25 protein-coding genes are annotated in these 24261 nt (G+C 70.8%); 15 read left to right on the forward strand and 10 right to left on the reverse strand.

The window, feature by feature from the left end; genetic code table 11:
- Positions 1-3 precede the first annotated feature (3 nt).
- The 3 genes from ACGFK0_RS31180 (at position 4) to ACGFK0_RS31190 (ending at position 2935) form a co-directional block, all read left to right on the forward strand.
- Positions 4-513, forward strand: a complete 510-nt coding sequence (locus ACGFK0_RS31180) for a hypothetical protein (RefSeq protein ID WP_392911331.1) — start codon at positions 4-6, stop codon at positions 511-513.
- 9 nt (positions 514-522) lie between these two features.
- Positions 523-1116 carry a hypothetical protein gene (locus tag ACGFK0_RS31185; protein ID WP_392911333.1) on the forward strand — a complete coding sequence of 198 codons (594 nt, stop codon included), beginning with the start codon at positions 523-525 and terminating at the stop codon, positions 1114-1116.
- Positions 1117-1234: 118 nt separating this feature from the next.
- A complete protein-coding gene (locus ACGFK0_RS31190) occupies positions 1235-2935 on the forward strand; it encodes a GMC oxidoreductase (RefSeq protein ID WP_392911336.1) in 1701 nt (566 codons plus the stop codon).
- Positions 2936-2941: 6 nt separating this feature from the next.
- Here the strand turns inward: ACGFK0_RS31190 and ACGFK0_RS31195 are convergent, their stop codons facing one another.
- The 8 genes from ACGFK0_RS31195 to ACGFK0_RS31230 form a co-directional block, all read right to left on the reverse strand.
- A complete protein-coding gene (locus ACGFK0_RS31195; protein WP_392911338.1) occupies positions 2942-4120 on the reverse strand; it encodes a hypothetical protein in 1179 nt (392 codons plus the stop codon).
- Positions 4121-4165: 45 nt separating this feature from the next.
- On the reverse strand, positions 4166-4651 hold the full coding sequence (locus ACGFK0_RS31200) for a hypothetical protein (protein WP_392911340.1): 486 nt from the start codon (positions 4649-4651) through the stop codon (positions 4166-4168).
- A gap of 15 nt (positions 4652-4666) precedes the next feature.
- Complete coding sequence (locus tag ACGFK0_RS31205) at positions 4667-5146, reverse strand: nitroreductase family deazaflavin-dependent oxidoreductase (protein ID WP_392911342.1); 480 nt, start codon at positions 5144-5146, stop codon at positions 4667-4669.
- A 98-nt stretch (positions 5147-5244) separates the two neighbouring features.
- Complete coding sequence (locus ACGFK0_RS31210) at positions 5245-5838, reverse strand: TetR/AcrR family transcriptional regulator (RefSeq protein WP_392911345.1); 594 nt, start codon at positions 5836-5838, stop codon at positions 5245-5247.
- A gap of 255 nt (positions 5839-6093) precedes the next feature.
- Entirely contained in the window at positions 6094-6855 is a 762-nt protein-coding gene (locus ACGFK0_RS31215) for a hypothetical protein (RefSeq protein ID WP_392911347.1), read from the reverse strand.
- Between the two features lie 10 nt (positions 6856-6865).
- Positions 6866-7912 carry a hypothetical protein gene (locus ACGFK0_RS31220; RefSeq protein ID WP_392911350.1) on the reverse strand — a complete coding sequence of 349 codons (1047 nt, stop codon included), beginning with the start codon at positions 7910-7912 and terminating at the stop codon, positions 6866-6868.
- Between the two features lie 391 nt (positions 7913-8303).
- Positions 8304-8585, reverse strand: a complete 282-nt coding sequence (locus tag ACGFK0_RS31225) for a DUF397 domain-containing protein (protein ID WP_392911352.1) — start codon at positions 8583-8585, stop codon at positions 8304-8306.
- Positions 8486-9295: a helix-turn-helix domain-containing protein gene (locus tag ACGFK0_RS31230; protein ID WP_392911354.1), complete on the reverse strand. Its 810-nt coding sequence runs from the start codon at positions 9293-9295 to the stop codon at positions 8486-8488. The genes ACGFK0_RS31225 and ACGFK0_RS31230 overlap by 100 nt, the downstream gene beginning before the upstream one ends.
- Positions 9296-9404: 109 nt before the next feature.
- On the opposite strand from ACGFK0_RS31230, the gene ACGFK0_RS31235 reads away from it, so the two are divergent.
- From ACGFK0_RS31235 to ACGFK0_RS31250, 4 genes are all read left to right on the forward strand, one after another.
- On the forward strand, positions 9405-9854 hold the full coding sequence (locus ACGFK0_RS31235; RefSeq protein ID WP_392911357.1) for an ATP-binding protein: 450 nt from the start codon (positions 9405-9407) through the stop codon (positions 9852-9854).
- A complete protein-coding gene (locus ACGFK0_RS31240) occupies positions 9848-10204 on the forward strand; it encodes a hypothetical protein (RefSeq protein WP_392911359.1) in 357 nt (118 codons plus the stop codon). The genes ACGFK0_RS31235 and ACGFK0_RS31240 overlap by 7 nt, the downstream gene beginning before the upstream one ends.
- Positions 10205-10500: 296 nt before the next feature.
- Positions 10501-10809 (forward strand): DUF1778 domain-containing protein, encoded by a 309-nt coding sequence (locus ACGFK0_RS31245; RefSeq protein WP_392911361.1) that lies wholly within the window; start codon positions 10501-10503, stop codon positions 10807-10809.
- A gap of 11 nt (positions 10810-10820) precedes the next feature.
- Complete coding sequence (locus ACGFK0_RS31250) at positions 10821-11324, forward strand: GNAT family N-acetyltransferase (protein WP_392911363.1); 504 nt, start codon at positions 10821-10823, stop codon at positions 11322-11324.
- Here ACGFK0_RS31250 and ACGFK0_RS31255 read toward each other — a convergent pair.
- Both ACGFK0_RS31255 and ACGFK0_RS31260 read right to left on the reverse strand, forming a co-directional pair.
- A complete protein-coding gene (locus ACGFK0_RS31255) occupies positions 11260-12699 on the reverse strand; it encodes a hypothetical protein (RefSeq protein WP_392911365.1) in 1440 nt (479 codons plus the stop codon). The genes ACGFK0_RS31250 and ACGFK0_RS31255 overlap by 65 nt on opposite strands.
- 63 nt (positions 12700-12762) lie before the next feature.
- Positions 12763-13971 carry an Ig-like domain-containing protein gene (locus ACGFK0_RS31260; protein WP_392911367.1) on the reverse strand — a complete coding sequence of 403 codons (1209 nt, stop codon included), beginning with the start codon at positions 13969-13971 and terminating at the stop codon, positions 12763-12765.
- A gap of 536 nt (positions 13972-14507) precedes the next feature.
- On the opposite strand from ACGFK0_RS31260, the gene ACGFK0_RS31265 reads away from it, so the two are divergent.
- From ACGFK0_RS31265 to ACGFK0_RS31300, 8 genes are read left to right on the forward strand one after another with little or no spacing between them, the layout of a single operon-like run.
- Positions 14508-15962, forward strand: coding sequence for a sugar transferase (locus tag ACGFK0_RS31265; protein WP_392911369.1), 1455 nt, complete (start codon positions 14508-14510; stop codon positions 15960-15962).
- Between the two features lie 59 nt (positions 15963-16021).
- Positions 16022-17353, forward strand: a complete 1332-nt coding sequence (locus ACGFK0_RS31270; protein ID WP_392911371.1) for an O-antigen ligase family protein — start codon at positions 16022-16024, stop codon at positions 17351-17353.
- The gene (locus ACGFK0_RS31275; protein ID WP_392911373.1) at positions 17350-19029 is read left to right on the forward strand and encodes a lipid II flippase MurJ; all 1680 of its coding nucleotides are present in this window, start codon (positions 17350-17352) and stop codon (positions 19027-19029) included. The genes ACGFK0_RS31270 and ACGFK0_RS31275 overlap by 4 nt, the downstream gene beginning before the upstream one ends.
- A complete protein-coding gene (locus tag ACGFK0_RS31280; protein WP_392911375.1) occupies positions 19001-19693 on the forward strand; it encodes a polysaccharide deacetylase family protein in 693 nt (230 codons plus the stop codon). The genes ACGFK0_RS31275 and ACGFK0_RS31280 overlap by 29 nt, the downstream gene beginning before the upstream one ends.
- Positions 19690-20823: a glycosyltransferase gene (locus ACGFK0_RS31285; RefSeq protein WP_392911377.1), complete on the forward strand. Its 1134-nt coding sequence runs from the start codon at positions 19690-19692 to the stop codon at positions 20821-20823. The genes ACGFK0_RS31280 and ACGFK0_RS31285 overlap by 4 nt, the downstream gene beginning before the upstream one ends.
- Positions 20807-21592, forward strand: a complete 786-nt coding sequence (locus tag ACGFK0_RS31290) for a Wzz/FepE/Etk N-terminal domain-containing protein (RefSeq protein WP_392911379.1) — start codon at positions 20807-20809, stop codon at positions 21590-21592. The genes ACGFK0_RS31285 and ACGFK0_RS31290 overlap by 17 nt, the downstream gene beginning before the upstream one ends.
- Positions 21589-22728 carry a GNAT family N-acetyltransferase gene (locus ACGFK0_RS31295; RefSeq protein ID WP_392911381.1) on the forward strand — a complete coding sequence of 380 codons (1140 nt, stop codon included), beginning with the start codon at positions 21589-21591 and terminating at the stop codon, positions 22726-22728. Before ACGFK0_RS31290 ends, ACGFK0_RS31295 begins: the two co-directional genes overlap by 4 nt.
- On the forward strand, positions 22721-24016 hold the full coding sequence (locus tag ACGFK0_RS31300; protein WP_392911383.1) for a glycosyltransferase: 1296 nt from the start codon (positions 22721-22723) through the stop codon (positions 24014-24016). The genes ACGFK0_RS31295 and ACGFK0_RS31300 overlap by 8 nt, the downstream gene beginning before the upstream one ends.
- The last annotated feature ends 245 nt before the right edge of the window (positions 24017-24261 follow it).

Below are 24261 nucleotides of genomic sequence, written 5' to 3' on the forward strand. Positions count from 1 at the left end.
CCCATGACCGACGACACCGTCCAGCGGACGGCGACCGTGCTGCTCGTCCTCGCCGCGCTGTTCGCCGCGTGGGCCGGATGGTCCTGGTACACGGCCGCCCACGACGACGCCCACGCCTACTCGCGGACGCGCGACACGGTCCTGCAGGCCGGGGAGCAGGCCGTCCAGAACCTCAACACCCTCGACTACCGGAACCTCGGCCCCGGCCTGCAGACCTGGCAGGACTCCACCACCAGCGACCTCTACGAGGAGATCACCCGGGGCCGCGCCGCGTTCGAGGAGCAGGTCACGAAGGCGAAGACGGTCACCAGGGCGCGGGTCCTGGACGGCGCCGTCGCCGAACTGGACCGGCGCTCCGGCAAGGCCAGGGTGCTCGTCGCCGTCGAGATCACCCTCACCCCGCCGGAGGGCGACCCCGTCGTCAAGCAGAGCCGCCTCATCGGCGAGCTCACCCGGACCCCCGCCGGCTGGAAGCTCAGCGACCTCGGCCAGGCGCCGACCGGCACCATGTGAGGAGACGCCATGGCCGCACAGACCACACGCCGCACCGCCTGGCGGCGCGCCAACGCCGCCTGGTGGCGCGCCGGCGCCGCCCGATGGCGTGCGAACGCGGCATCTCCCATCGCGCTCGGCGTCGTCGCCGTCGTCCTCGCCACGTTCGGCGTCTGGGCGCTCCGGCAGGCGGACGCCGTGCGCGACGACCCGTCCGCCCGCAACACCGCCCTCACCGACGGCGCCGCCACCAGCGAGGTCAAGGGCGCCGTCGCCGACATGATCGGCAAGGTCTTCTCCTACAACTACACCGACCCGGCCCGTACCCGGGACGCCGCCCGCGCCGCACTGACCGGCGACGCCGTCCGCCAGTACGAGGCGATCTTCGGGAGGGTCCGCGCCGAGGCGCCCGAGGCGAAGACCGTCCTCAGCACCCGCGTCACCGACAGCGCCGTCACGTCCCTCCACGGCGGCCGCGCGGAGGTGCTCGTCTTCGCCGACCAGCGGACGACCCGCACCACCGACGGCACGAGCACGAACGCCCCCGCGATGCTCACCGTCACCGCCGTCCGCCGCGGCGGACAATGGAGGATCACCGCGCTCGACACTTTCGCCGACCGCTGACGGCACGTTGTCACATGGTTGATAAACGACCGGCCGAATCGTTGCTCCGGGCGCATGGCGCGCGACCGAAACAGAGGGCCACACTCAGGTGCTTCGCTCCCGACGAAGGTGGTGTGCGGTGACCGGTGACGCCTACGACTTCGACGTGATCGTGGTGGGCTCGGGGTTCGGCGGCAGCGTGTCGGCGCTGCGGCTGGCCGAGAAGGGCTACCGGGTCGCCGTCATCGAGGCGGGCCGCCGCTTCGACGAGAAGACCCTCCCGAAGACGTCCTGGCGGCTGCGCAAGTACGTGTGGGCGCCGCGCCTGGGGATGCGCGGGATCCAGCGCGTCCACCTCGTCGGCGGCAAGGCCGGTGTGCTGGTGCTGGCCGGCGCGGGCGTCGGCGGCGGCTCCCTGGTGTACGCCAACACCCTGTACGAGCCGCCGCGGCCGTTCTTCACCGACCGCCAGTGGGGCCACATCACCGACTGGCAGGACGAGCTGAAGCCGTACTACGACCAGGCCCGCCGGATGCTCGGCGTCACCGTCAACCCGCTCGTCACCCCCGCCGACGAGGCGATGAAACGCGTCGCGGACCGCATGGGCGTCGGCGACACCTACCACGCGACCCCGGTCGGCGTGTTCTTCGGCGACAAGCCCGGCGAGGACGCCGACGACCCGTACTTCGGCGGCGCCGGCCCCCGCCGGACGACCTGCACCGCCTGCGGATCCTGCATGATCGGCTGCAAGGTCGGCGCGAAGAACATGCTCACCAAGAACTACCTGTACCTGGCCGAACGCGCGGGCGTCGAGGTCGTCCCCGACACCACCGTCACGTCGCTGACGCCCCTGCCGTCCGGCGGCTACGAGGTCGCGACCGAGCACACCTCGCCGCTGCGGAAACGCCGGAGGAAACTCACCGCCGAACACGTCATCCTCGCCGCCGGAACCTACGGGACGCAGCGGCTCCTGCACCGGATGCGCGCCGCCGGCCGCCTCCCGGACCTGTCACCCCGGCTCGGTGAACTGACCCGCACCAACTCCGAGGCGCTCCTCGGCGTCGAGCGCATGACGGTGTGGCACCGCAAGAACGACGTCGACCACAGCACCGGCCTCGCCATCACCTCGTCCTTCCACCCGGACGAGAAGACCCACATCGAACCCACCCGCTACGGCGCCGGCAACAACGCGATGGGCGTCATCCGCACCCTCCTCGTCGACGGCGGCGGCCCACCCCGCTGGCTGAAGTTCCTCGGCCAGGCCGCCCGGCACCCCACCATCATCCTGCGCGGCCTCTCCCTCAAGGACTGGGCCAAGCGCACCGTCATCGCGCTCGTCATGCAGACCGCCGACAACTCCATCACCATCAACGAGAAGCGCGGCCGCCTCGGCCGCCGCAAGCTCGTCGCACGACAGGGCGATGGGGAACCCAACCCCACCTGGATCCCCGTCGCCCACGACGCCGTCCGGATGCTCGCCGAGGAACTCGACGCCACCCCCGGCGGCACCTGGTTCGACCTGTTCAACATCCCGACGACCGCGCATTTCATCGGCGGCTGCGTCATCGGGGAAACTCCGGAAACCGGCGTCATCGACCCGTACCACCGCGTCCACGGCCACCCGGGCCTGCACATCGTGGACGGCTCGGCGGTCACCGCGAACCTCGGCGTCAACCCGTCCCTGACCATCACCGCGCAGGCCGAACGCGCGATGGCCTACTGGCCCAACCGCGGCGAGAAGGATCTGCGCCCCGACGCCGGCTCACCGTACCTGCGCGTCGAACGGGTCATGCCCAACGCGCCCGCCGTCCCCGAGGGCGCCCCGGCCGCCCTCCGCTGACCGGGCTCAGTCCGCGTCGCCGGGTTGCTCGTCGTCCTCCTGGCGGGGACGCCGGGTGGCCTGGTGGACGCGGACGGCCAGCAGCGCACGGGCGAACCGGGCGGCCAGTTCACCGTCCATCAGCTCGGGGACCCCGCCGAGGGCGATCAGCCCGCCGGGCTTGGCGGTGACCGCGCCGGACTCGCCGACCGCGATCCCCCGGCCGTCGCCGAGTTCCTCGACGGCCGGCAGGTCCAGCGCCGACCGGATCGTGTCCTGCAGAGCGCGGACGGTGGCGGCGTCCCGGGTGATGCGGATCTCGGCGTCGTCCGCACGCGCCTCGGCCCGGTCGGCGCGGGCCCGCTCGATCTCGATGCGCGCGTCGGCCGTGTCGGCGAGCTGCTCGGCGCGGTCGGCGCGGCCGGCCTGCTCCACGGCGCGCGTCTTGGCGGTGTCGCGCTCGATCGTCAATCCCGCGATCTCACCCTGGACGACGCTCAGCTCCGCCCGCAGCCGCCGTTCGGTCTCCGCGGCGGCCTCCAGCCCGGAACGCGCCTCCGCCAGCTCGGACCGCGTCCCCGCGAGGTCGCTCCGCGCCGCGGCCAGCGCGGTCTGCTCGGCGGCCAGCCGCGCGGCCAGGTCGTCGCGTTCCTTCTCGGCGTCGGTACGCGCCTGGTGCTCACTGCTCCACGCCGCCTCGGCACGCTTGCGCAGCCCCTCGGCATGGGCGGCCTCGTTGGTCGAGGTTGCGCGGGCCTGCTGGGAGGCGCCCGCCTCCTTCCAGGCGTTCGCCTCACTCTCCTGCGCCGCCGCGATGCTCACCTTCGCGGCGGCCAGCCCCTTGTCGAGTTCCTCGCGGGCGTCGGCGGCCTCCTGGATCGCCAGGTCGGCGCGTGCCTCGGCCTTCCGCGTCCGCTCATCGGCGTCGGCGGTCTCCTGCCGTGCACCGCGCGCCTCGGCCAGTGCCTTCTCGGCGCCGTCGATGGCCTCGCGTACCTCGCCGTCCAGCCGCCCGCCCAACGCGGCGGCGGTCTCGGTGAGCTGACCCACCAGCGCGGCGAGCCGCTCGACGTCCTGCCCCAAGGCCCTGACCTTCGCGGCCCGCTCCTCGATCATGACCGCCTCCGGCGTCCCGTCGTCCTGGTCGACCGGCACCCGGAGAGGCGCCGTCATGATGTCGGCGGCAGGCTGCTGATCTTCGTGCACGGGAGCATCCTAGTGAAAACGCCCCGATTTGCACCGCTCGTCCCGTCATCGCGGCCACTCATGCACGATGCGCCCGGCACACCGCAGGAACGCCGACCGCAGCAGACCCTTCCCCCGCAGCCGCTCGAAGACCTCGAAGTAGCGGCGTTCAAGGTCGTCCCACCGGTCGAACTCCTCCCACCCCTCATCGGCCACACCGAACCCCCACCACAACTCGCCCCGCTCCGCGTCCGTCTGCCAGTTGCCCACCATCGGCCGCTTCCACCGATCCCGATGGACGGACCGGAGCAGGTCGACCGGCGCCTCCGCCGACTCCGGCACGAAGCACTGAAGACCGCCGCCGTGATCATTGAGGTACAGCCGCCCGCACCCGGTGCACTGCCACATGGACCGGCTCCACTCCCGCAGCCGCTCCTGGACATCCCCCTCGTGGACGTCATCCCAGTCCATATCGGAGACGAAACGGGCCTTGTACTGGAGGAAGTCCGTCTGATCCAGGATGAGCTCGCCGCACGAACACCGAATCTTCACCGACTCCTCCTGTGATTACGTGCGCTGCGTCGGGGTGAATCGCACGAACGGGATGTGCGTGCCCACCTCGCGGTAGTCGTCCACGCCGCCGTCGACGGCGAAACCCATGAGCTTGCACAGCCGGCGCGCGGCGGCCGGGTGGGCCGTCGCGTACCGGGCCATGATCTCGGCGCCCTCGCCGGTCTCGATCGGCGCGGCCGCCGCCTGGACGACCTTCCCGCCGACCTGGATGGTGACGTCCGGTGTAGCCATGACGTTGCGGTACCAGTCCGCACGCGGCCCGAACCCGGAGGCCGCCACGTATCCGTGTTCGTCGTACTGGACGACCTCGATGACGACCTGTCGTCGCAGGCCCGAGACGCGGCCGGTGTGGTTGAGCAGCATGACGCGGCGTCCCAGCAGCGGTCCGAGCCCCATGCGGTAGAGCCGGATGGGGAGCCGCCACAGCCTGCGGCGCAGCCCGGTCGGCGGCTCGGCCCTCTTCACGATCTCCATGTTCATTCCTTTCCTTGCGGGGCGAGAATGCTCGTCGCGCCGAACCGGCGGCGCAGCACGGACGCGAAGACCGATCCCGCCACCGCGGATGAGAACCCTCATCGGTCGTCCTCCAGCAGCTCGCCCACCGCGGACAGCGCCTCGCCGACGGGAAGGTCACCATCGATCATGTGGTGCAGCATCAGCCCGTCGATCGACGCGGCGATCAAGGTGGCCACCCCGGTCAGCCGCTCCGGCGGCCAGCCGGGACGCACCGCCCGCAGCCGGTCCGCGAGCTGCACGCGGGCCTGGCGAAGCCCGTCGCGCAGCACCGCGCCCAGGGCGGGATCGCGCGTGGCCCCCGCGATCAGCTCCGCGGCCAGCCGGGTCGTCCGCTCGTCACCCGGCGTCTCGGCGATCATGCGCCGCACCATCACCAGCGCCGACCGCTCGTCCGGGGCACTGAGAAGCCCGTCGACCAGCGGGTTCATGATGAGGTCGGTGGCCCGCCGGAAGATCGCCGCGTGCAGCCCGGCCAGGCCGCCGAAGTGATAGTGGATCAGCCCCGGGTTGGTGCCGGCCCGTCCGGCCACGGCCCGCGTGGTGACGCCGGGCCACCCGTCCTCCCCCAGGAGCGCGACACCGGCCTCCACCAGCTCCTCGCGCCGCCGGTCTCCACGAGCAGAATTTGGTCGATCGGCCAAGTTGGTCATACGGCCAAGATATCTCAAGGCGCGCACTCCCCGGTGGTGCCGGACCAACCTGTTGTGGGGTTCTACCCGCCGGCCGATCCGCCGAGCCGCAGCCGTTCCCCCGGCCGACACCGCCCCGGTTTCCTTCGGCTGGCACGCTCGGACGCTGTTCATCGTGGTCGTGACCGGCCTGGTTCGAATTCACCTGAGTGAGGACCAGAGCGAAGCCCCAGGCATGAGGACGGGGCGGCGCGTATAGCGAACGTGGCCGATATATCAATCCGGTCGTTGCAGTTCGGCGAGGAGTAGTTCGGCGACGAGTTCAACCGTCTCGTTGTCGATCTCGCGCCCCTCGGGAATCGCTCTGATTTTGCGAAGGGTCTCGGACTTCTGTTCAACGAACCATCGATGGGCGTGCAGAGTCGCATCCCGGGCTATCTGTGGCTCCGTCGAGCCGAGCTGGGCGCGTGTGATCGGACCCGCCTGAGAGTCGAGTGTTAGTCGAACGATATCGAGAAGATCCGTTCCTTCCTTGATACTGGGCCGGTTCATGACCGCCTGTAGCTTCATCGCGACCAATGGTCCCGGTAGTGCGACCCGGACCTGCACCGCATCACTCGTTGTACCACCTGCCACGTCGACGATCTGGATTCTCATTGATGTGGCCGATTTTGCTCCCCAAGCATGGGCCATTACGTGCAGGCGATCGTTCGGATCTGCTGGCAGCGGGTCCAACTCGTGCTCGGCGACTTCTAGGATGTCAACTCTCACCTCACCCGCCGATGTGGGGATCAGGACCCCCGCAGGCGCTTGTGACTGCGCACCAGACTCGAGGAGAACCTCCAACTGGGACTTCTCGTCGCCGGAGCGCAGGTGCACCGAGTCCAGATCACTGGTGACCCGGTATGCCTGACCGAGTCGACAGATGACCGCCAAGCCGCCCACGACCGTGACAGGCCTGCAGGTGCGCGCCTCTACCTCAGGGATCGCCCGCACGATAGCTGTCATTGACGTGCCAACGAGGTTGACGTCCGGCACGCATGGACCGTCACCAGACACGGCGCCAGGGCCTCGGAGGTTCCCATGTCTGGAGAATTTCGCTGCCGCGCCCGGGGTCGCCGGCCAAGTCGAGCGCGACGAACAAAGGGTTCGTCAGCGGCCAGTGCTCATCCGCCAGATTTCGGGCAGCGGGGTCGATGCGTCGGTCGCAGACCATTGGAACTGGAGCGACTTGGATGGTGGCCTGGCGTTGCGCCGAATCCGCTGCCCTGCCCAGGAGTTGGAGAGCCCTGCCCAGCACAACCGATGTCGGGACGTAGAAATCAGGGGGGTAGTCGCTACGCACCCCGACAGGAGCACCGTAATGGGCGGCAGCGAGGGTGTCTGTCATGGCCCACCCTGAACTCGATTCCACATCGTCCAGTCCCAGACGAAGTGCTGTGTTGACGGAACCGGCGCCTGGCACTGGCAGGGACGCCAGGGCCGCCTTCTTCCTGGGCCACAGGTCGGCGACCCGCCAGAACAGGTCTCGGGCGTTGACCATGCCTTGGGCGTCAATCAGTCCATCATCGCGGAGTGCTGCGAGGATGTCCGAGACGGTACTTGCAGATCGACCCAGTTCGCGCGCCATACGTCGCACGGTCGGTCGCTTGTCGGGATCAAGCAGGATCTTGCAGGCGACTTCGAGTCCGACTACCCCGGACAAGGCGCGATGGCGCCCAGGCCGCTTCCTCAACGGAAGAACAGCGGTGTCGACAAAAACGCCAGGGCCGGTCAGGTGGAGATGTCCTCGCAGGTCGAGCCATCCCCACCCATGCTGTCTCAGTAAGGCTCGCGCACTTTCGACGATCGTGTCCGCGACCAGGACCGGGAGAACGTCGGACCGCGTCAACTGAGCCTGCCATCGTGGAAGGCGCCGCGAGAGGTCTGCGGAAGTGACCGTCCGAGCACGCTTGAGTTCGACCCTCAGCGTTCGCCCCTGAAGATCAATGAGGATGTCGGAGCGCGTATCGCCTCGCACATGCTCTTCCACCGACTCCAAGCCGACCTCCCTGAGGGCGTCCGCGAAGACGTCCACCAATTCATCGTCGCGCATAGCCGCTATCCTAGTCGTTCGCTGTTCGGTGTGAAACGAACAGCGAACACCAGGACCATGGATGAGTGGGCTGGTCCAGCTGCTCCTGAGGAGGCGGTCCCCTGGGTCTGCTCAGATCCAGCAGTCGTCGGAGGTGACGGGCACGGCGGGCGGATCGGGGACTTCGCGTAGTCCTCGTCGAACCGGGCGGCGTTGTGCGGTACGAGGCCGGCAAGGCATGCGTCGCCCCCCGCCGCCGACGAGGCGGCTCCTTCGCGCAGCGTTCTGTCGCGCGAACCCCGACACGGTGCTGGGGGCAGGTGTTATGCGCAGTGGCCCGGCAACGCATGGGTACGCGCTCGTTCCCTAGTGTTTCGTCCCGCCCGGCCTGCGCCAGGCGGGTGAATTCGTCTCAGACGTTGAGTTCGTCTCGCTTGGCCTGACGGAGGAGGGTGGTGAAGGCGTGGGGGGTGAGGGTGAGGGCGCCGGTCTTGGGTGCCTTGCTGTCTCTGATGGCAACGCCCTCGGGGAGACCTGCCACCTCTACGCAGGCACCGCCGGTCTCGTCGCTGTGACTAGATTTCCGCCAAGTGATCATGTAATCAGACCTCGCATGTGTTCCACCAGCGTCCGGGACTGGTCCTCGGGGAGCGCAAGTGCCCCAATCTCGTCGTACTTTACGCTGAACTCGCATATTTCAGGCGGGCGTTCGACGAGCCTCCCCATACGTCCGGCCTCCATGTAGACGATCTCTGTCTCACGCGTGGTCATGATGAATAGCGATCCGCTCACCCCAGGCCATCCTGCTGAGACAGGCAGGACTCGCAGGCTGATGCGGTCGAGCCCCGATACCTGCAACAGGTGATCAAGCTGGCCGCGCATCACCTCGGGGCTTCCGACCTGCCACCACAGCACCGGTTGCGCGAGCACTATCCAGAGGCGAGGTGGGTTTGGCTCATGTAGGCGCTGCTGTCGTCTTATGCGGTCCTTGACGGCGGTTTCGATGTCGTCCACGACTCCGCCGCGCAGGAACAGCGCGCGGGCGTAGTCCTCGGTCTGGAGCAGTCCGGGTATCACATCGGAGCTGTAGTTCTTGATCGATGTGGCCGTCTGCTCGTACTGCAGGAAGGAGCCGACACGCGGGCGGTCGTGGCCTTCCTTGGCGTGTTCGGCGAGGGAGGTCAACAGGTGCGCGGTGTCCCATGCCTCGTCGAGCGGGGCGAGGTTCGCCACGGAGGGGCGGCGGCGCCCGGCCTCCCAGTTTGAAACATGTGAGCGGGACGCGCTGGCCACGTCACCCACCTGCTGGCACGTCCATCGGTGGTTCAGGCGGAGATTCCGCAGTTGAACTGCCACGAGGTCCCACAAAGAGGACCGTGGATCGAGCGAGTCGTGGCTTTCCATTGGTAGCTCCCGGGAGATCTCTTGTTTTCTGTGTGGTTGAAAGTGTGGCCAATGTAGAACGGCAATCGCAGTCTTGTCCCGGAAACGAGCAGGTGAAGGGGCAGGTGAGATGGGGATCAAAGCCGTTAATTCGGGCGAACTGGATATGTCTTGTCTGGCGGCTGGGACGACGTCGGGGCTGGTGCGGACGTTGGTGGAATTCCGGCTTGCCGAATGGGGGCTTCAGGAGATCGCCGGGGATGTGCTTCTGATCGCTGGGGAGCTTGTCGCCAATGCGGTGCAGAATGCGCGGGATCGGGTGATTCGGGTCAGGTTCACGCGGGAGGCCGGCGCGGTCGTGCTGGCGGTGTGGGACTCGTCCGATGAGATGCCGGTTGTTCGGCCGGTGGTGGAGATGACGCTGGACGATGTCGTCCCGGACGCTCGGGCGCTCGACGCTGACTACGACGACGGGACGGGCGGCTGGGGACTCCCGCTCGTCCAGGCGCTCTCGGCCGACTGCGGTGTGCGCAAGACCGAGCCGTCCGGCAAGTGGGTCTGGGCGGCGATCTCGTGCTGAGCGGGCGTCGGGTGGAGCAGTACGCGCTGTGGTGGCGGACATGGCGGGGGCGTCGCGTCGCCGTCCGATACCTGGAAGTGCTTGCGCTCGCGGTCAAGGCGCGCGGGTGGCGGTGCGTGAAGTTGTACGGGCGCGAGTTCCCCAGGCCGCTGCTCTGGGTCTACGCCAGTGGGGTCGCGGAGGACGTCGGGGTGGTGGTCTGTGTGCGAGCCGTCCCCGGTGAGATGTGGGCCTACCACGATGTCCAGCGCGGACGGGCCGGTTACCTCTTCCCCTGCGGCGATGCGAAGGCGGCTGCGGAGCAGGTCGATCTGCTCCTGAAGCACCGCATGTTCCCTTCCACCTGGTGACTCAGGTCATCAGGCGGCGGAGGCGGCGGGCGTTGCGGCGGATCGGGGACTCCTGCAGTGCCGTTTCCGCGAAGGCGAGCGCCGCTTCGGCGCCGGCCCGACGGTAGGTGTTTACGGAGCGGTGAGCCTGAAAAGGGCAGTGGTCATGGCTCAGGTGGTCCGCCACGTCATCGGACGAGGCCGTCCTGCTCCGGATGGCCACCGGCACCGTGTGCGTACATGGTACATACACCCCGGTTGCTCTGTACATACGTTGTGTGTACTCTGGGAACTCGATGGCTACGGAGGAGTGACCCATGTCCAGCCACGATGGCGATCCTGGGACGGATGCTCGGCACGCTCGGGAGACGCGGCTCAATCTCCGTGCGAGCGCACGGCAGGACACGCTCATCCGGATGGCCGCGCAGGCCACGAACAAGACAGTGACCGCCTTCGTCCTCGACAGTGCGAGCGCCGCAGCGGAGCAAGTGCTAGCGGACCGTCGCTGGTTCATGCTCGATGATGCGGCGTGGAACGCCTTTCAGGACGCCTTGGAGCGGCCGGCCATCGTCAAGCCGCGCCTGGCGGAACTCCTCTCCGAGGAGCCCGGCCTCTTCGAGGACTGACGGGCGACGACATGTTCTCGAAGATCAGTAAGTTGACGGCGCAGGACGACGTCGACGCTTTCGACTGCGGACAACCCGACCTTGACGACTGGCTGAAGAGGTTCGCGCTGGTCAACCAGAAGGCCGGGATGTCAACCGTGTTCGTCACCTCGTCCGAGGACGGGGTCGTGGGCTACTACGCGCTGGCGACAGGTGGTGTTGAAAGGGCGGACGCCCCAGGCCGAGTCGTCCGGGGCGTTCCGGCCCATCCCGTCCCGGTCATTCTGCTGACGCGGCTGGCCGTGCACTCCGGCGTCCAGGGCAAGGGGCTGGGCAGGGCGATGCTCAGGGACGCGCTGGTGCGAGTGGCGAACGCGGCCGAGGAGATCGGTGTGCGCGCCTTGTTGATCCATGCCAAGGACGACCGAGCCAAGGATTTCTACCTGCGGCATGCGGAGTTCGAGCCGTCGCCTACAGATCCGCTTCATCTGTTCCTGTTGTTGAAGGATCTGCGGAAGAATCTTGCTGCTCGGTGAAATGAAGGCTCGCTAGCCTTTCCATCCAGGGACCATTTTTGACGTCCTGTGACGCTTCGATGTCCGCCCCAAGGCGAATGATCCACCGGTGCATCGAGGTGGTCTCGATGTTCCAACCTTCAGCACCCCTCACCCAGAGGTAGGCCGTCCCTGTTTCGGGCTCCACATAAAGGGCCTCCGTGCACGTTTCAAGTGCTTGAGAGGTGTTTCCGAGGATGGCTTCGGCGAGCGCGAGATTGCACAGCGTCACCCGGGGGGATAGCTTTTCTCTCGCCAAGACGTCTTTGAACAGCGTTCGTGCTCTCTCGGGTTCATCCGGGAGGAGACAGAAAGCATAGTTCTGCTGCAACACAAGGTCGGATGGCTTGAGCCTGCGAGCACCATCCATGAGAGCGGCCGCCGCCCTACGCTGCCCCTCCATCAGGAGAGCCACGGCCTGGGTTGTCAGCGAACTCATCGTCGCCGGATCGATGGAGTCGCCATCGACCACGGCTCTCTCTGCGAGTTCGGCGGTGACTTCCTCTCGCGACAGCGTCCGTTCGTCCAGGACTTCGGTGGGGAGATCGGATTGCCAGGAGCCTTTGAGGAACGTGTATTCCTTCTTCAGTGACTCAAGTGACCACTGGCCGAGGTACGTTTCGGTGAACCTTTCGACGATCCACGTCCAGGACTCGGCCTCCTCGCCCACCGATGTCGGCGACGGAGCCTCCGGCCACCGCTCAGGCAGCCTCCAGCGAAGCAGGTCTTCGAGAGGGGCGGTTTCGAGCCAGGCGCTCAGACGCCGGGCACATCGCCCGAACAGGGCCGCCTCGATGTAATAGCCTGGGGAAACCGGCTCATCGCTACCGCGCTTGAAGAACGCCCGCCACTGAGTGAACTGCTCGGCGTTCCTTCGCGGCTCGTCGGAGCTTTCTAGAATCTCCAGCCAGCCGGAGATTGTCAGTTTTATGGTTTTCGCGACTCCTCGGCGCACGAGTTTTTCGGGATCGAGGCCGCGACACCCCAACGCCCCCAGGGCCGACGTGGCGTCGATGAACCGCCGCAGGTTGAAACTTCCGTCCTCGCGCAAGGGATGTGTTCGCGCGACCTTGACGACGACCTGGAGGAGTGACGAGGTGTGCCACAAGACGTCGGGTGTGAGACCGATCTCGCTGAGAAGCAGCTGACGGGCGTCGAAGGACTGGACCTTCAACTCGGAAGGGGCGCGACCGCGCCTGAGTAGGAACGCGAGCACGTCTCGGCACTCTTCTCGGCACGTGAACTCGCCGTCCCGTTCGACGGCGTATGGACAGTCGCGATGCCTGCTTGCGGGGTCACAGGCATCGATGTACCGCGCGAGTGAAACGATCTTCAGATCAGCGCTGGAGAAACCCATCGGACCATTCTGTCAAGGCGCCTATGACCTTTGGGGCAAAACGGTGCTCTCTCCGCGCGCGGGTTAGGCGGGGGTGGTTTTTGTTGGTTTGTTTAGGGCGCTGCCTTTTGCCCATTTGGTGAAGGGCAGTTGCCAGTAGCCCCAGCCGTTCGTCCAGGCCAGGTCGCGCTTGGTGCCGGTGATGGTGACGAGGTCGCCGCGGTAGGACCAGTTGAACAGCCATTTGGCGTCGTCGCCGGGGGAGCGGACGCAGCCGTGGCTGCAGTTGCGTCTGCCGAGGCAGGCGGGGTCGGCGGTGTTCTGGTGGATGTACTCGCCGCTGTTGGAGATGCGGGTCGCCCAGGGGACCTTCTCGTCGTACCAGCCGGGGTCGCCCTTCTTCTTGCCGGGCGGGCGCATGCGCTCCAGGCGGACGCGGTCCATGGTGAGGTGGACGCCGCTGGTGGTGAGCAAGTGGTCGACGCCGTCGGCCTGGACGTCGCCGCCGCTGCCGAGGCTGACGCCCCAGGTGCGGATGGTGCGGCCGTTCTTCTTGGCGACGAGCCGGTGGGTCTTGGCGTTGATGTTGATCGTGTGGGAGTCGCCGATCTTGAAGGTGCGGGCGGCGTCCTTGTCGCCGAAGACGTCGTCGCCGATCTTCAGGCCCGCGTAGTGGACGGTGACGGACACCTTCTGCCGGGGCTTCCAGGGACGCTTGGGCCGGAAGACCACGGACGGGAGGCCGTTGAACGACTCGCCGGCGGCGAGCCAGCGCCACGCGCCCTCCGTGGGGGTGGTCGAGGAGATCTCGATGCTGCGCTCGATGGCGGGCTTGGCCTTCTCCGGGACGGCCTTGTTGAACTGGATGAAGACCGGCATCCCGGTTCCGACCGTCTCGTTCTCGGACGGGACGACGTTGCTGATCCGGGTGGCCGCGGTGGCGCGGCTGGTGCGGAAGGCACTGGTCGCGGTGGTGGACTTGCCCTTGGGCGACGTCGCCGTCGCCGACACCTGGTAGGCGCCGCCGGGCTGAAGCGTCCATGTGGTGTGCCACTTGGTCTTGTCGGCGGAGAGAGTGCCGGGGACGTCGGCGCCCGCCAGTTTCACCGAGACCTGGCCGAGCGTGCCGCCCGAGGCGGTGACCGTCACGCCCTCGTCGGGGCGGGCCTTGCCGCCGCCGTCCGCCGGGGTGATCGTCACCTGGGGGGTGCCCTCGCCGGCGCTCTTCGCGGTCGTCCCGCCGCCGTCTCCGCCGCCGCCGCACGCCGTCGCCAGTCCCAGGACCAGCGTCATCACCAACGCCTTACCTCGCACCGTTCTCCCTCATCAGCCCGCCGGGCCCGCGTGACACGGGACGGCAACAGGTTCGCTCACGGAAACGGGCCGTAGTGCCGTCTCGCCCGGAGGTGGGACGGCCGGTCGGCGGCGTCCGATCACGTGTGGCGTCCATCGTCCCGCGAAGGTTCGGCCCGGGTGGGCGGTTTCCCGGATCTTTGGCGGTCCATCTCGGCCCCGTGAACGGAGCCGGCCCGGACGGTGGGGGCCGCACTCCAGGACGCGGCGCAGGAAATATGACCCAATCGGGCGAAAGAGAAAAGGCTGTGATTAAAGGTCGGCGATTGCCCTGTGCTTTGGCTTTGAGCGCGCGTTCTTTGGGGCGTTCTCGCAGGTGGGGTGACCTGCCCTGATCTTCTCTTCAAGATTATGGAGGGGGCGGTTAAAAGCGGCGATCCGTGCCGGGGCGCGCTGCGATGCTGGGCCGTGGCCGCCCGCGACGGCACCGCAAAGTCACCCCCCGGCTGAAGTTCTTGTCTGTGAAGGGACGCGCGATGAGAGCCCAGGGGCTGAGTCCCTCCATCGACTCCGGTGCGGTCCCGGCCGATCTCGCGTCGGGTGAGGCGGTGGCCGTCCTCGCGCCGGTCGCCCCGCGCCGCCGGGGCGCGGCGGGGGCGCGGATCCCCGCCGTCCTGTACCCGGTGTTCCTCGCCGTGCTGGACGGCTGGGTGATGGCCGCCGCCGTCGCCGCCCTGCGGTCCGTACCGGGCGGCGTCCTGCCCGGCGCGGCGGCCGCGGCCGTGGTCGCGTGCAACGCGGCGGGCGGGCTGTACCGGACGCGCCGCAACCCGTCGCTGCTCGCCGACGCGCCGCCGCTCCTCACCCGGACGATGATCGTCGGCGCGCTCGCGGTGATGCTGCACCCCGGGCCGCCGCACGGCGCGGTGGTCGCGTGGCTGTGGATCACGGCGGCGGCCGGGACGGCGTCGCTCGGCGTCCGCGTGTTCGTGAACGCGGCGACGAGGACGTACCGCCGGCGGTCCCGGCCGCGTCCGGCGCTGGTCGTCGGGACGGGCGGGACGGCCGGGCACATGGTCGGCATCCTGCGGGAGCGGGCCGAGTTCGGGCTCGCCGCGGTCGGGCAGGTGGCCGGCGGCGCCGCGGCCGGCCGCCCGGCGGCGACGCCCGTCCTCGGGGAGACCTCCGACCTGCCCGCGCTCGTCGAGGAGCACGGCGTCCACACGCTGATCGTGGTCGCCGAGGACGTCGACCCCGGTCACCTGGACGCCGTGCTGCGCATCTCGTTCGGGCTTCCCTGCGAGACGCTGCTCGTCCAGCCGCCGTCGGACGTCGTCCCGGTGGCGGCGGCGACGCGGGAGTACCTGGCCGGGCTGCCGTGCGCGCGGGTCGACTGGCGGCTGCGGGAGCCGGCGGCCCGGTACGCCAAACGGCTGCTCGACCTCGTCGTGGGCTCCCTGATCCTGTTCCTGGTGCTGCCGGTGCTGGCGCTGTGCGCGGTGGCGGTGCGGGCGGAGGGCGGTCCGGGCGTGCTGTTCCGGCAGCGGCGGATCGGCCTCGGCGGCGAGGAGTTCGTCCTGCTGAAGTTCCGGACGCTGAAGCCCGCGGACGAGCAGGAGTCCGACACCCGCTGGACGGTCAAGGACGACGAGCGCATGGGACGCGTCGGACGGTTCCTGAGGGCGACCTCCCTGGACGAGCTTCCGCAGCTGTGGAACGTCATCCGCGGCGATATGAGCCTCGTCGGCCCGCGCCCGGAGCGCCCCCATTTCGTCGAGCAGTTCTCCCGCACCTGCCCCGGATACATGCTGCGGCACCGGGTCCCGGTCGGGATGACGGGCTGGGCGCAGATCCACGGTTTCCGGGGCGACACGTCCATCGAGCTGCGCGCCAGGCTCGACAACCACTACATCGACCACTGGTCGTTCGCCGGCGATCTGAAGATCCTGCTGCTGACCGTCCGGGCGTTGCTGTGCAAGGACGCCGGATGACCGCTGACCCGCCCCCCTTCCCGTGGCCCTCGGCGGCCAGTGCGGTGAAGGCGGCCACGGTGAGCCTCAGGCGGCCGAGCTGGCTGGTCGCCGTGGCCGTCGTGAGCATCGGGATCCCGGCGGGCTCGGAGGCGTTCGGCCACGGCGTGCGGGTCACCATCGGGGACGTCGCCAGCGTCGTGCTGATCCTGGTCGCCGTGTTCCTGCTGGTCACCGGGCATGTCGAGATGCCGCGTGCGGCGCTGTCCACGTTCGGACCGCTGGTGGCGGGGCTCGGGATCAGCACGGTGTGTTCGCCCGACATCGGGTCCAGCCTGCCCGGGTTCGTGCGGACCGCGCAGATCTTCGTGCTGGTGCCGCTGGCCGTCGTCCTGCTCGTCCGGGACCGCCGCGACCTCGCGATCGTGTGCTCGTCGTTGCTCGCGCTCGGGCTCGTGGAGGCCGTGTACGGGATCTGGCAGTCGGTCACCGGGAACGGCGCGTCCATGGGCGGGGAGAACATCCGCGCGGTCGGCACGTTCGGCGCGGTCGACGTGATGGCCATGTCGATCGTGGTCGGGATCGCGTTCCTCATCCTGACCGCGTTCGCGTTGTCGGCGCCCGGACGGGGGCTCGCCGCCCTCGCGTCCGCGCTCGCCGGGCTCTGCGTGCTGGCCGTCGCGCTGGCGCTCGCGCTCAGCCGCGGGACGTGGATCGCGCTCGGCGCCGCCGCCGTCCTCACCCTGATGATCTTCAACCGGTGGACGGCGGTGAAGGTGCTGGCCTGCTGCTGCGCGCTGCTGCTGCTGACGCTCGCCGGTGCGGGCGGCGGGGCGCAGGCCGTCGTCGAGCGCTCCAAGTCGATGGCCGCCTCGATCAGCCACCCCGACCAGTCGGTGGAGGACCGTTACAACCTGTGGGCCGCGGCCCTGCGGATCTGGCAGGACCACCCCGTCACCGGTGTCGGCGTGAAGAACTTCCCCGCCTACCGCGACGCCTACGCCGGGATCGAACTGTCGTCGGGCAGCGAGACCGCCGACCCCGTCAACGGGTACGTCCGGCAGCCGCTGCTGTCGCCGCACAACGAGTACCTGCTGTTCCTGTCCGAGCAGGGCGTCGTGGGGTTCGCCGGGTTCGCCGCCCTGTTCGCCATGATCCTCGCCGGGTTGTGGAAGCGCCGCCGCGTCCGCGACCCGTTCTGGCTCGCGAGCGTCGCGCTGACGACGTTCCTGCTGGTCAACTTCGTGTACGCCGATCTGGGCGGGCCGACCTGCGCGCTCATCGCCGTCGTCCTCGGGATCGTGGCGTGCCGGGCCTTCGAGGACGTCCCGTCCGGCCAGGCCGTGCCCGGGGACGCCGTGCCCGGGGACGCCGCTTCCGGTCGTGCCGTGCCGGAGGAGGCGCGGACATGACCTCGGTGGGACGTGCCGCCGCGCTGTCGGGCGTGCTGATCGGCGCCGGCACCGGGCTCGGCTTCGTCCGCGACCTGGTCATGGCGCACCTGTTCGGCGCGAGCGCCGGCACGGACGCGTTCCTCGTCGCGTGGACGATCCCCGAGACCGTGTCGCCGCTCCTCATCGAGGACGCCATGGCGCTGCTGATGGTCCCGGTCGTCACGCGGCTGCTCGCGCGCGGGGACGGCCCGCGCGCGCTCGTCGGAACGACCCTTCCCCGCATGCTTCTCGGCCTGTCCGCGGGCACGCTCACCCTCGTCGCCGCCGCGCCCCTCGTGGTGGACGTCCTCGCCCCCGGCCTCACCGAGCGCGGCCCCGCCATCATGTGCGTCCGGCTGACGGCGGTCACCGTCGTGACGTTCGGCGTCGCGGGGTTCATGAGCGCGACGCTGCGCGCCCACCACCGGTTCGGGCCGCCCGCCGCGATCTACCTCGCCTACAACGCGGGCATCCTCGCGCTGATCGCGGGCCTGTCCGGGGTCGTCGGCATCACCAGCGCCGCGATCGGCGTCGCCTGCGGGAGCGTCCTGATGGTCGCCGTCCAGGCCCCCGCCTTCGTCCGCTGCCTCCGCGAGTCCCCGGCCCCGCCCGCCCCCCGCGTCCGTGACGTCGACCTGCGGCTCGGGCTCGCCGCCGTCGCGCCCATCGTCGTCTACACCGTGACGCGGCAGGCGCAGGTGTTCGTCGAACGCTACTTCGGATCCGAACTCGCCGCCGGGTCGATCTCGCACCTCAACTACGCGCAGAAGGTCGCGCAGGTGCCGATGGTCCTGTCGCTGCTGATCGTGACGGTGACGTTCCCGAGGCTCGCCCGCGCGTCGGCGGACGGGGACACCGGGCAGGTCGCCCGCCGCATCCGGCAGGACCTCGCCGTCGCGAGCGCCATGGTGCTGGCCGCGACCGCGTTCCTCGTCGCGTTCGCGCCCGCCGTCATCAAGCTGCTGTTCGAGCACGGCGAGTTCACGTCCGCCGACACGCGGAGCACCGCGTCCATCCTGCGCGTCTACGCGCTCGGGCTGTGGGGGCAGTCGGCGGTCGGCCTGGCCGCCCGCGCGTTCTTCGCGCAGAAGCGGCCGACGTGGCGTCCCGCCGTCGTCCTCGCCGTGGGCCTCGCCGTCACCGCCGCGATCGGCGGCGCGTTCGCCGCGTCCGCCGGGACGCTCGCGCTGGCCGCCGCGAACGCCGCCGGGATCACGCTCGCCGCCGTCCTGCTGCTGGCGGGGCTGCGGCCGGGTGTCGCGCCCGTCGCGCTGCGGCGGATCGCCGCGGACGTCGCCCGGCTCGTGCTCGCCGCGTCCGGTGCCTGCGCGGCCGGCCTGGTCGCGGCCGGCGCGCTCGGCGCCGGGACGCCCGCGATCGTCCAGCTCGCCGCCGGCGGCGTCGTCACCGCCGCGGCCTTCGCCGTCCTGACCGTCCTGGCGGGACCCGACCTCGTCGCTTCATGGATCGCCGTGGGGCCGCTCGGCGCGTCCGGACGCCGCGGCCGTACCGAATCGGGGGAGAGCAGTGAGCCAGCCGACCGAACCGACACACCTGACCGAACCGGCCCACCCGGCCCACCCGACGGACGCGGAGAAGGAGATCCGGCCGACGCCGCTGGTGCTGATGTACCACTCGGTCGACCACTTCCGTGAGGATCCGCACCTGGTGACGGTGTCGCCCGCGCGGTTCGAGCGCCAGATGACGTGGCTGCGGGCGCGCGGACTGCGCGGCGCCGGCATGGCCGAGCTGCTCGACGCGCACGCCGCCGGCCGCGCGGACGGCCTCGTCGGCCTGACGTTCGACGACGGGTACGCCGACTTCGCGACCAGGGCCGTCCCGGTCCTGCTGCGGTACGGGTTCGGTGCGACGGCGTTCATCGTGTCCGGGCGGATAGGCACCCACAACACGTGGGACGACGGACCGCGCAAGCCCCTCATGACGGCCGAGCAGATCAAGGCCGTCGCCGGCGCGGGCATCGAGATCGGTTCGCACGGCAGGCACCACGTGTCGCTGCCCGCAACGGACGACACCGAGCTTCGCGAGGAGCTGGAGGAAAGCCGCGCCGGCCTGGAGGACCTCGTCGGGGGCCCCGTCACCGGCTTCGCCTACCCGTACGGGCACGCCACGGCCCGCGAGATCGAGGCGGTCCGCGCCGCCGGCTACGACTACGCGTGCGACATCAAGCCCGGCGAGCCGGGACGGCACGCGCTGCCCCGCGCCTACATCGGCGACCGGGACGGGCCGCTGCGGATGCGCGCCAAGCTCCTCCGCCACGAGCTCTTCCACCACCACGGGCCCCGCCGGAGCCGCGTGTGACCCGAGTCCTGCACGTCATCACCGGGCTGGAGCACGGCGGCGCGGAACGCCAGCTCGCCCTCCTGCTGCGCCACCTGCCCGTCTCCTGCGAGGTCGCGACGCTCACCCGGACGGGAACGCTGGGCGCCCAGATCAGGGGCGCGGGCGTCCCCGTCCACGAGATCGGCATGCGCGGCAACCGGGACGTCGCGGCGCTGCCCCGCCTCGCGCGGCTGATCCGCCGGGGACGCTACGACGTCGTCCACACGCACCTGTACCGCGCGTGCGTCTACGGCCGCATCGCCGCCCGCATGGCCGGGACCCCCCGCGTCATCGCCACCGAGCACTCACTGGGCGACGGCCACATCGAGGGACGCGCCACGACGCGCGGCGTCCGGGCGCTGTACCGGGCGACCGAGCGGCTCGGGTCGGCGACCGTCGCGGTGTCGCCGACCGTCGCGGCCCGCCTGCGCGGCTGGGGTGTCCGGCCCGGCCGGATCGTCATGATCCCGAACGGCGTCGACGCCGCCGCGTTCGCGTTCGACGCCGCGCGCCGCGCCTCGACGCGCCGCCGCCTCGGCATCCTCCCGGACGAGCCGATCGTCGGCGCCGTCGGGCGGCTCGTCCCCACCAAGCGGTTCGACCTGCTGATCGAGGCGATCGCGCCGCTGGACGGCGTCCGGCTGCTGCTGGTCGGGGCGGGCCCGGAGCGGGGGCACCTCGAACGGCTGACGCGCGACCTCGGCGCCGCCGGGCGGGTGATCTTCGCCGGGGGGACGTCGGACGTCGCGGGCGCCCTCGCGGCGATGGACGTGCTCGCCGCACCGTCCGTCCAGGAGGCGTTCGGCCTCGGCGTGCTGGAGGCGCTGGCCGCCGGGCTCCCCGTCCTCTACACGACCTGCCCGGCCATCGACGACCGCCCGCCCGGCGAGGCGCCGCACGCCCTGCGGCTGCCCACCGACGCGCGGGCCTGGAGCACCGAACTCGAACGCCTCACGCGGGGAACGCGGGAGCGGACGCCGGTGCCGCCGGTCGTCGGCCACTACGCCATCGCCGAGCAGGCCGCCGAACTCGCCCGGCTCTACAAGGACGAGCCGTCCCTCTGCGGGGTCATTCCGACACGAGAAAGGGCTCATGATGCCGCAACGTGAAGCCGACCGGAGACCGAGAAGGAAACAGGTCCGGCCGCCCGGCGTGCGCGTGCGCCGCCGGCGCGGGCTACGCGGTGTGCTCGCCGCGGCCGCCGGCCGGGTGCGCCGTTCGCTCGCCGGGCTGCTCAGACGGTTCGGGCTGTCCATCGCGTTCGTCCTGGCCGGGTTCCTCGGCGGGCTCGGATACGCGATGTTCGCGCCCGCCACCTACACCGCCGCCGCGTTCGTGCTGGTCGTGGAGGAGGGGAAGGCCGGGCAGGCGGGTCCCGCGGCGGTGAGCTTCGCCCAGGCGTACGGGCGGCTCGCCCCGCTGCCGGAGACCCTCGAACACTCCACGCTCCCGCTGCCGAAGGCCGCGCCGGGCTCCACCCGCGAGCACGTCCAGGCGTCGACGTCGCCGGACACGCCGCTGATCAGGCTGGCCGGCGTCGGCCGGACGCCGCGGGACGCGGCCGCGTTCGCCAACGCCGCAGCCGACGCGCTCGTCCGGTACGGGACCGCGCACCGCGACGACACCGGGGTGCGCGTCGCGCTGATGACGCTCGCGGCGCCGCCGGCCACGCCGTCGTCGCCGAACCTGCCGCTGGGCGTCGCCGTCGGCACCGCGTCCGGTGTCCTGCTCGCCGGGCTCAGCGCCGCCGTCGTCAGCGGCCGGCGCGGCCGGGCCGACACCGCCCGGCGCCGCCCGGGCACCGCCGCCCCGGCCCCGGGCCCGGTCCCGGACGCCGCCCGACCGGTGCGCGCCGAACGTGCGGGGGTGGGGACGTGAGCCTGTCCGGCCTCGCGCGCGGGGACGTCGCGCCTCACGCGGCCGCCCCGTCCGCCGCCGAGTGGTCGGTGGAGGTGCACCGGGAGGAGCAGGCGCTCGTCGCCCTCGCCGGCGAACTGCGCGACCTGTACGACCGCAGCCCCGCCGCGACGCCCTTCCAGACGTACGAGTGGCTCAAGGCGTGGTGGGGCTGGTACGGGACGAGCGGCAGGCTCCGCCTCGCCCTGGTCCGGTGCCGCGGCCGGCTCGTCGCGGCGGCCCCGCTGATGGCGGCGGTCCGGCACGGGTTCCCGGTGCTGGTCCCGCTGGCGGCGGAGCAGAGCGACTTCACCGACTTCCTGCTCGACCCCGTGTACGCCGACGGCGCCGTCCGGCATCTCACCCGGGCCCTGCTGGACGAGCACGGATGGTGCGCGCTCGACCTCCGCGAGGTCCGTACCGGGTCGGCGGCGCACCAGGTGGCCCGGCAGTGGCCGCGCCGGACGTGGCGGATGCCGTCGTCGGTGTGCCTGGAACTGCCCGCCGCCGGCATCGACGACGTCCTCGGGCGGCTGCCGCGCCGCACCGCCGGGAAGATGCGAGCGAAACTCCGCAAGATCGACGTTCGCGGCATCACGGTCGAGTCCGTCCCGGCGGAGGGCGCCTCGGACGCCGTCCACGCCCTGCTGGAACTGCACGCCAGGCAGTGGCAGGGCCGCCCGATCAACCCCGAGCACACCCGGGAGCGGTTCCGGCGCCACCTGGCTGAGGCCGCGGCCGGGATGGTCCGCGACGGACGCGCGGCCGTCCTGCAGTACCGGTGGGACGAGCGGCTCGTCGCCAGCGACCTCGTCCTCATCGGCCACCGCCACGTCGGCGCCTACCTGTACGGGGCCATTCCCGACCTGCGCGGCTGCGTGGACGTCTCGCTGATGCTGCTGCGCGAGGACCTCGCCATCGCCCGGGACCGCCACCGGCAGGGCGTCAGCCTGCTGCGCGGCGACGAGCCGTACAAGCTGAAGTGGCGGCCGACGCCCGTCCAGAACCAGCGGATCATCCTCGGGCGGACCGCCTCCGCCGCCGCGTTCGCCGGCCTGGCCCGGACCCGCGCGCACCTGTCGGCCCGGCGGCACCGATGGCGGGGAGGCCATGACTGAGGCCGCGTCCATGGGCGAGTCCATCGGCGCGGCGGTGGGCGGGGACCTCACGCCGGTCCGGGTGCTGCACGTCAGCCAGCCGAACGCGGGCGGAGTCGCCGTCTACGTCGGGCAGGCGGCCGGTGACCAGCGCAGACGCGGCTGGGAGGTGGCGGTCGCCTGCCCACCGGGCGGTGACCTGCCCGCCCGGTGCGCGGCGGCGGGCGTGCCCTGGTTCAACTGGCCCGCCGGACGCGCTCCCGGTCCCCGGACGCTGCTGGAGTCCCTCAGCCTCCGCCGCCTGGTGCGGAGTTTCGCACCCGACGTCGTCCACCTGCACTCGTCGAAGGCGGGGCTGGCGGGACGGCTGCCGTGCCGGCCGTGCGGCACGCCCACGATCTTCCAACCGCACGGCTGGTCATGGCTCGCCGCGACCGGCAGGCAGGCCGCCGTCAGCCGCCGCTGGGAGCGGATCGCGGCCCGCTGGAGCGACGCGCTGATCTGCGTCGGGACCGGTGAGGTGCGCGAGGGGATGCGCGCCGGTGTGCGCGGCCCCTACCGGCTCGTCCGCAACGGTGTGGACCGGCGCCGGTTCAGGCCCGCCGACGGCGCCGCCCGGCTGGCCGCGCGCCTGCGCCTCGGCCTGCCCGCGGCGGTGCCCCTCGCCGTGTGCATCGGGCGCCTGACCCGGCAGAAAGGGCAGGACGTCCTGGTCGCGGCATGGCCGGGCGTCACCGAGCGGTGCCCGCCGGCCCGCCTCGCCATCGTGGGGGACGGCGAGGACCTGGACGCGCTGAGCCGCGAACCCGTGCCGGGCGTCCTGTTCGTCCCGGCCGTGCGGGATCCCCGCGACTGGCTGTCGGCGTCGGACGTCATCGTGCTGCCGTCCCGGTGGGAGGGGCTGCCGCTGACCGCGCTGGAGGCGCTCGCCACGGGACGTCCCCTCGTCGGGACGGACGTTCCCGGCATCGCCGAGGTCGTCGGTCCCGGGGTCGGCGCCCTCGTGCCGGTGGACGATCCCGCCGCGCTGGCCGAGGAGGTCGCGGGGCGGCTCCTCGTTCCCGGGACCGCCGAGCGGGAGGGACGGGAGGCGGCCGCCGCGTCCGCCGCCTACGACATCTCCCGGACGGTGGCGCTGCTGGCGGCCGTCACCCGCGCCGCCGCCGGGCTGGGCGCCACGCCCGTGGAGGCCCTGGCCGACGTGCGGGCCGTCGCCGCCGGTGGTGGGGGCGGTGGCGAGGTCGTCGGCGCCTCCGGTGTCCGCGTTGCCGGGGGCGGGGCCGCCACGCCGCCGAACAGGTCGCGGTAGACGCCGGAGGAGCGCGGGTTGCGGCCGCACGCCCAGACGCCGTGCGGGCAGTAGTCCGTGATCGACTGGTAAACGACATCGTGCGACATGATCCAGTCGTGCATTCCCTGGATATATTCCACCGCTGGAACCGCCCGACCCGGGCGACGCCCTCCGCACCAGAACCTAGAAATGCCCCCAAGGGAACATATTTCCGTGATTCCGCACCGCCTGGGGCTGCGTCTATGTCGCCAATGTCGACATGG

The organism is Spirillospora sp. NPDC048823, assembly GCF_043198445.1.
Classification (GTDB): domain Bacteria; phylum Actinomycetota; class Actinomycetes; order Streptosporangiales; family Streptosporangiaceae; genus Spirillospora.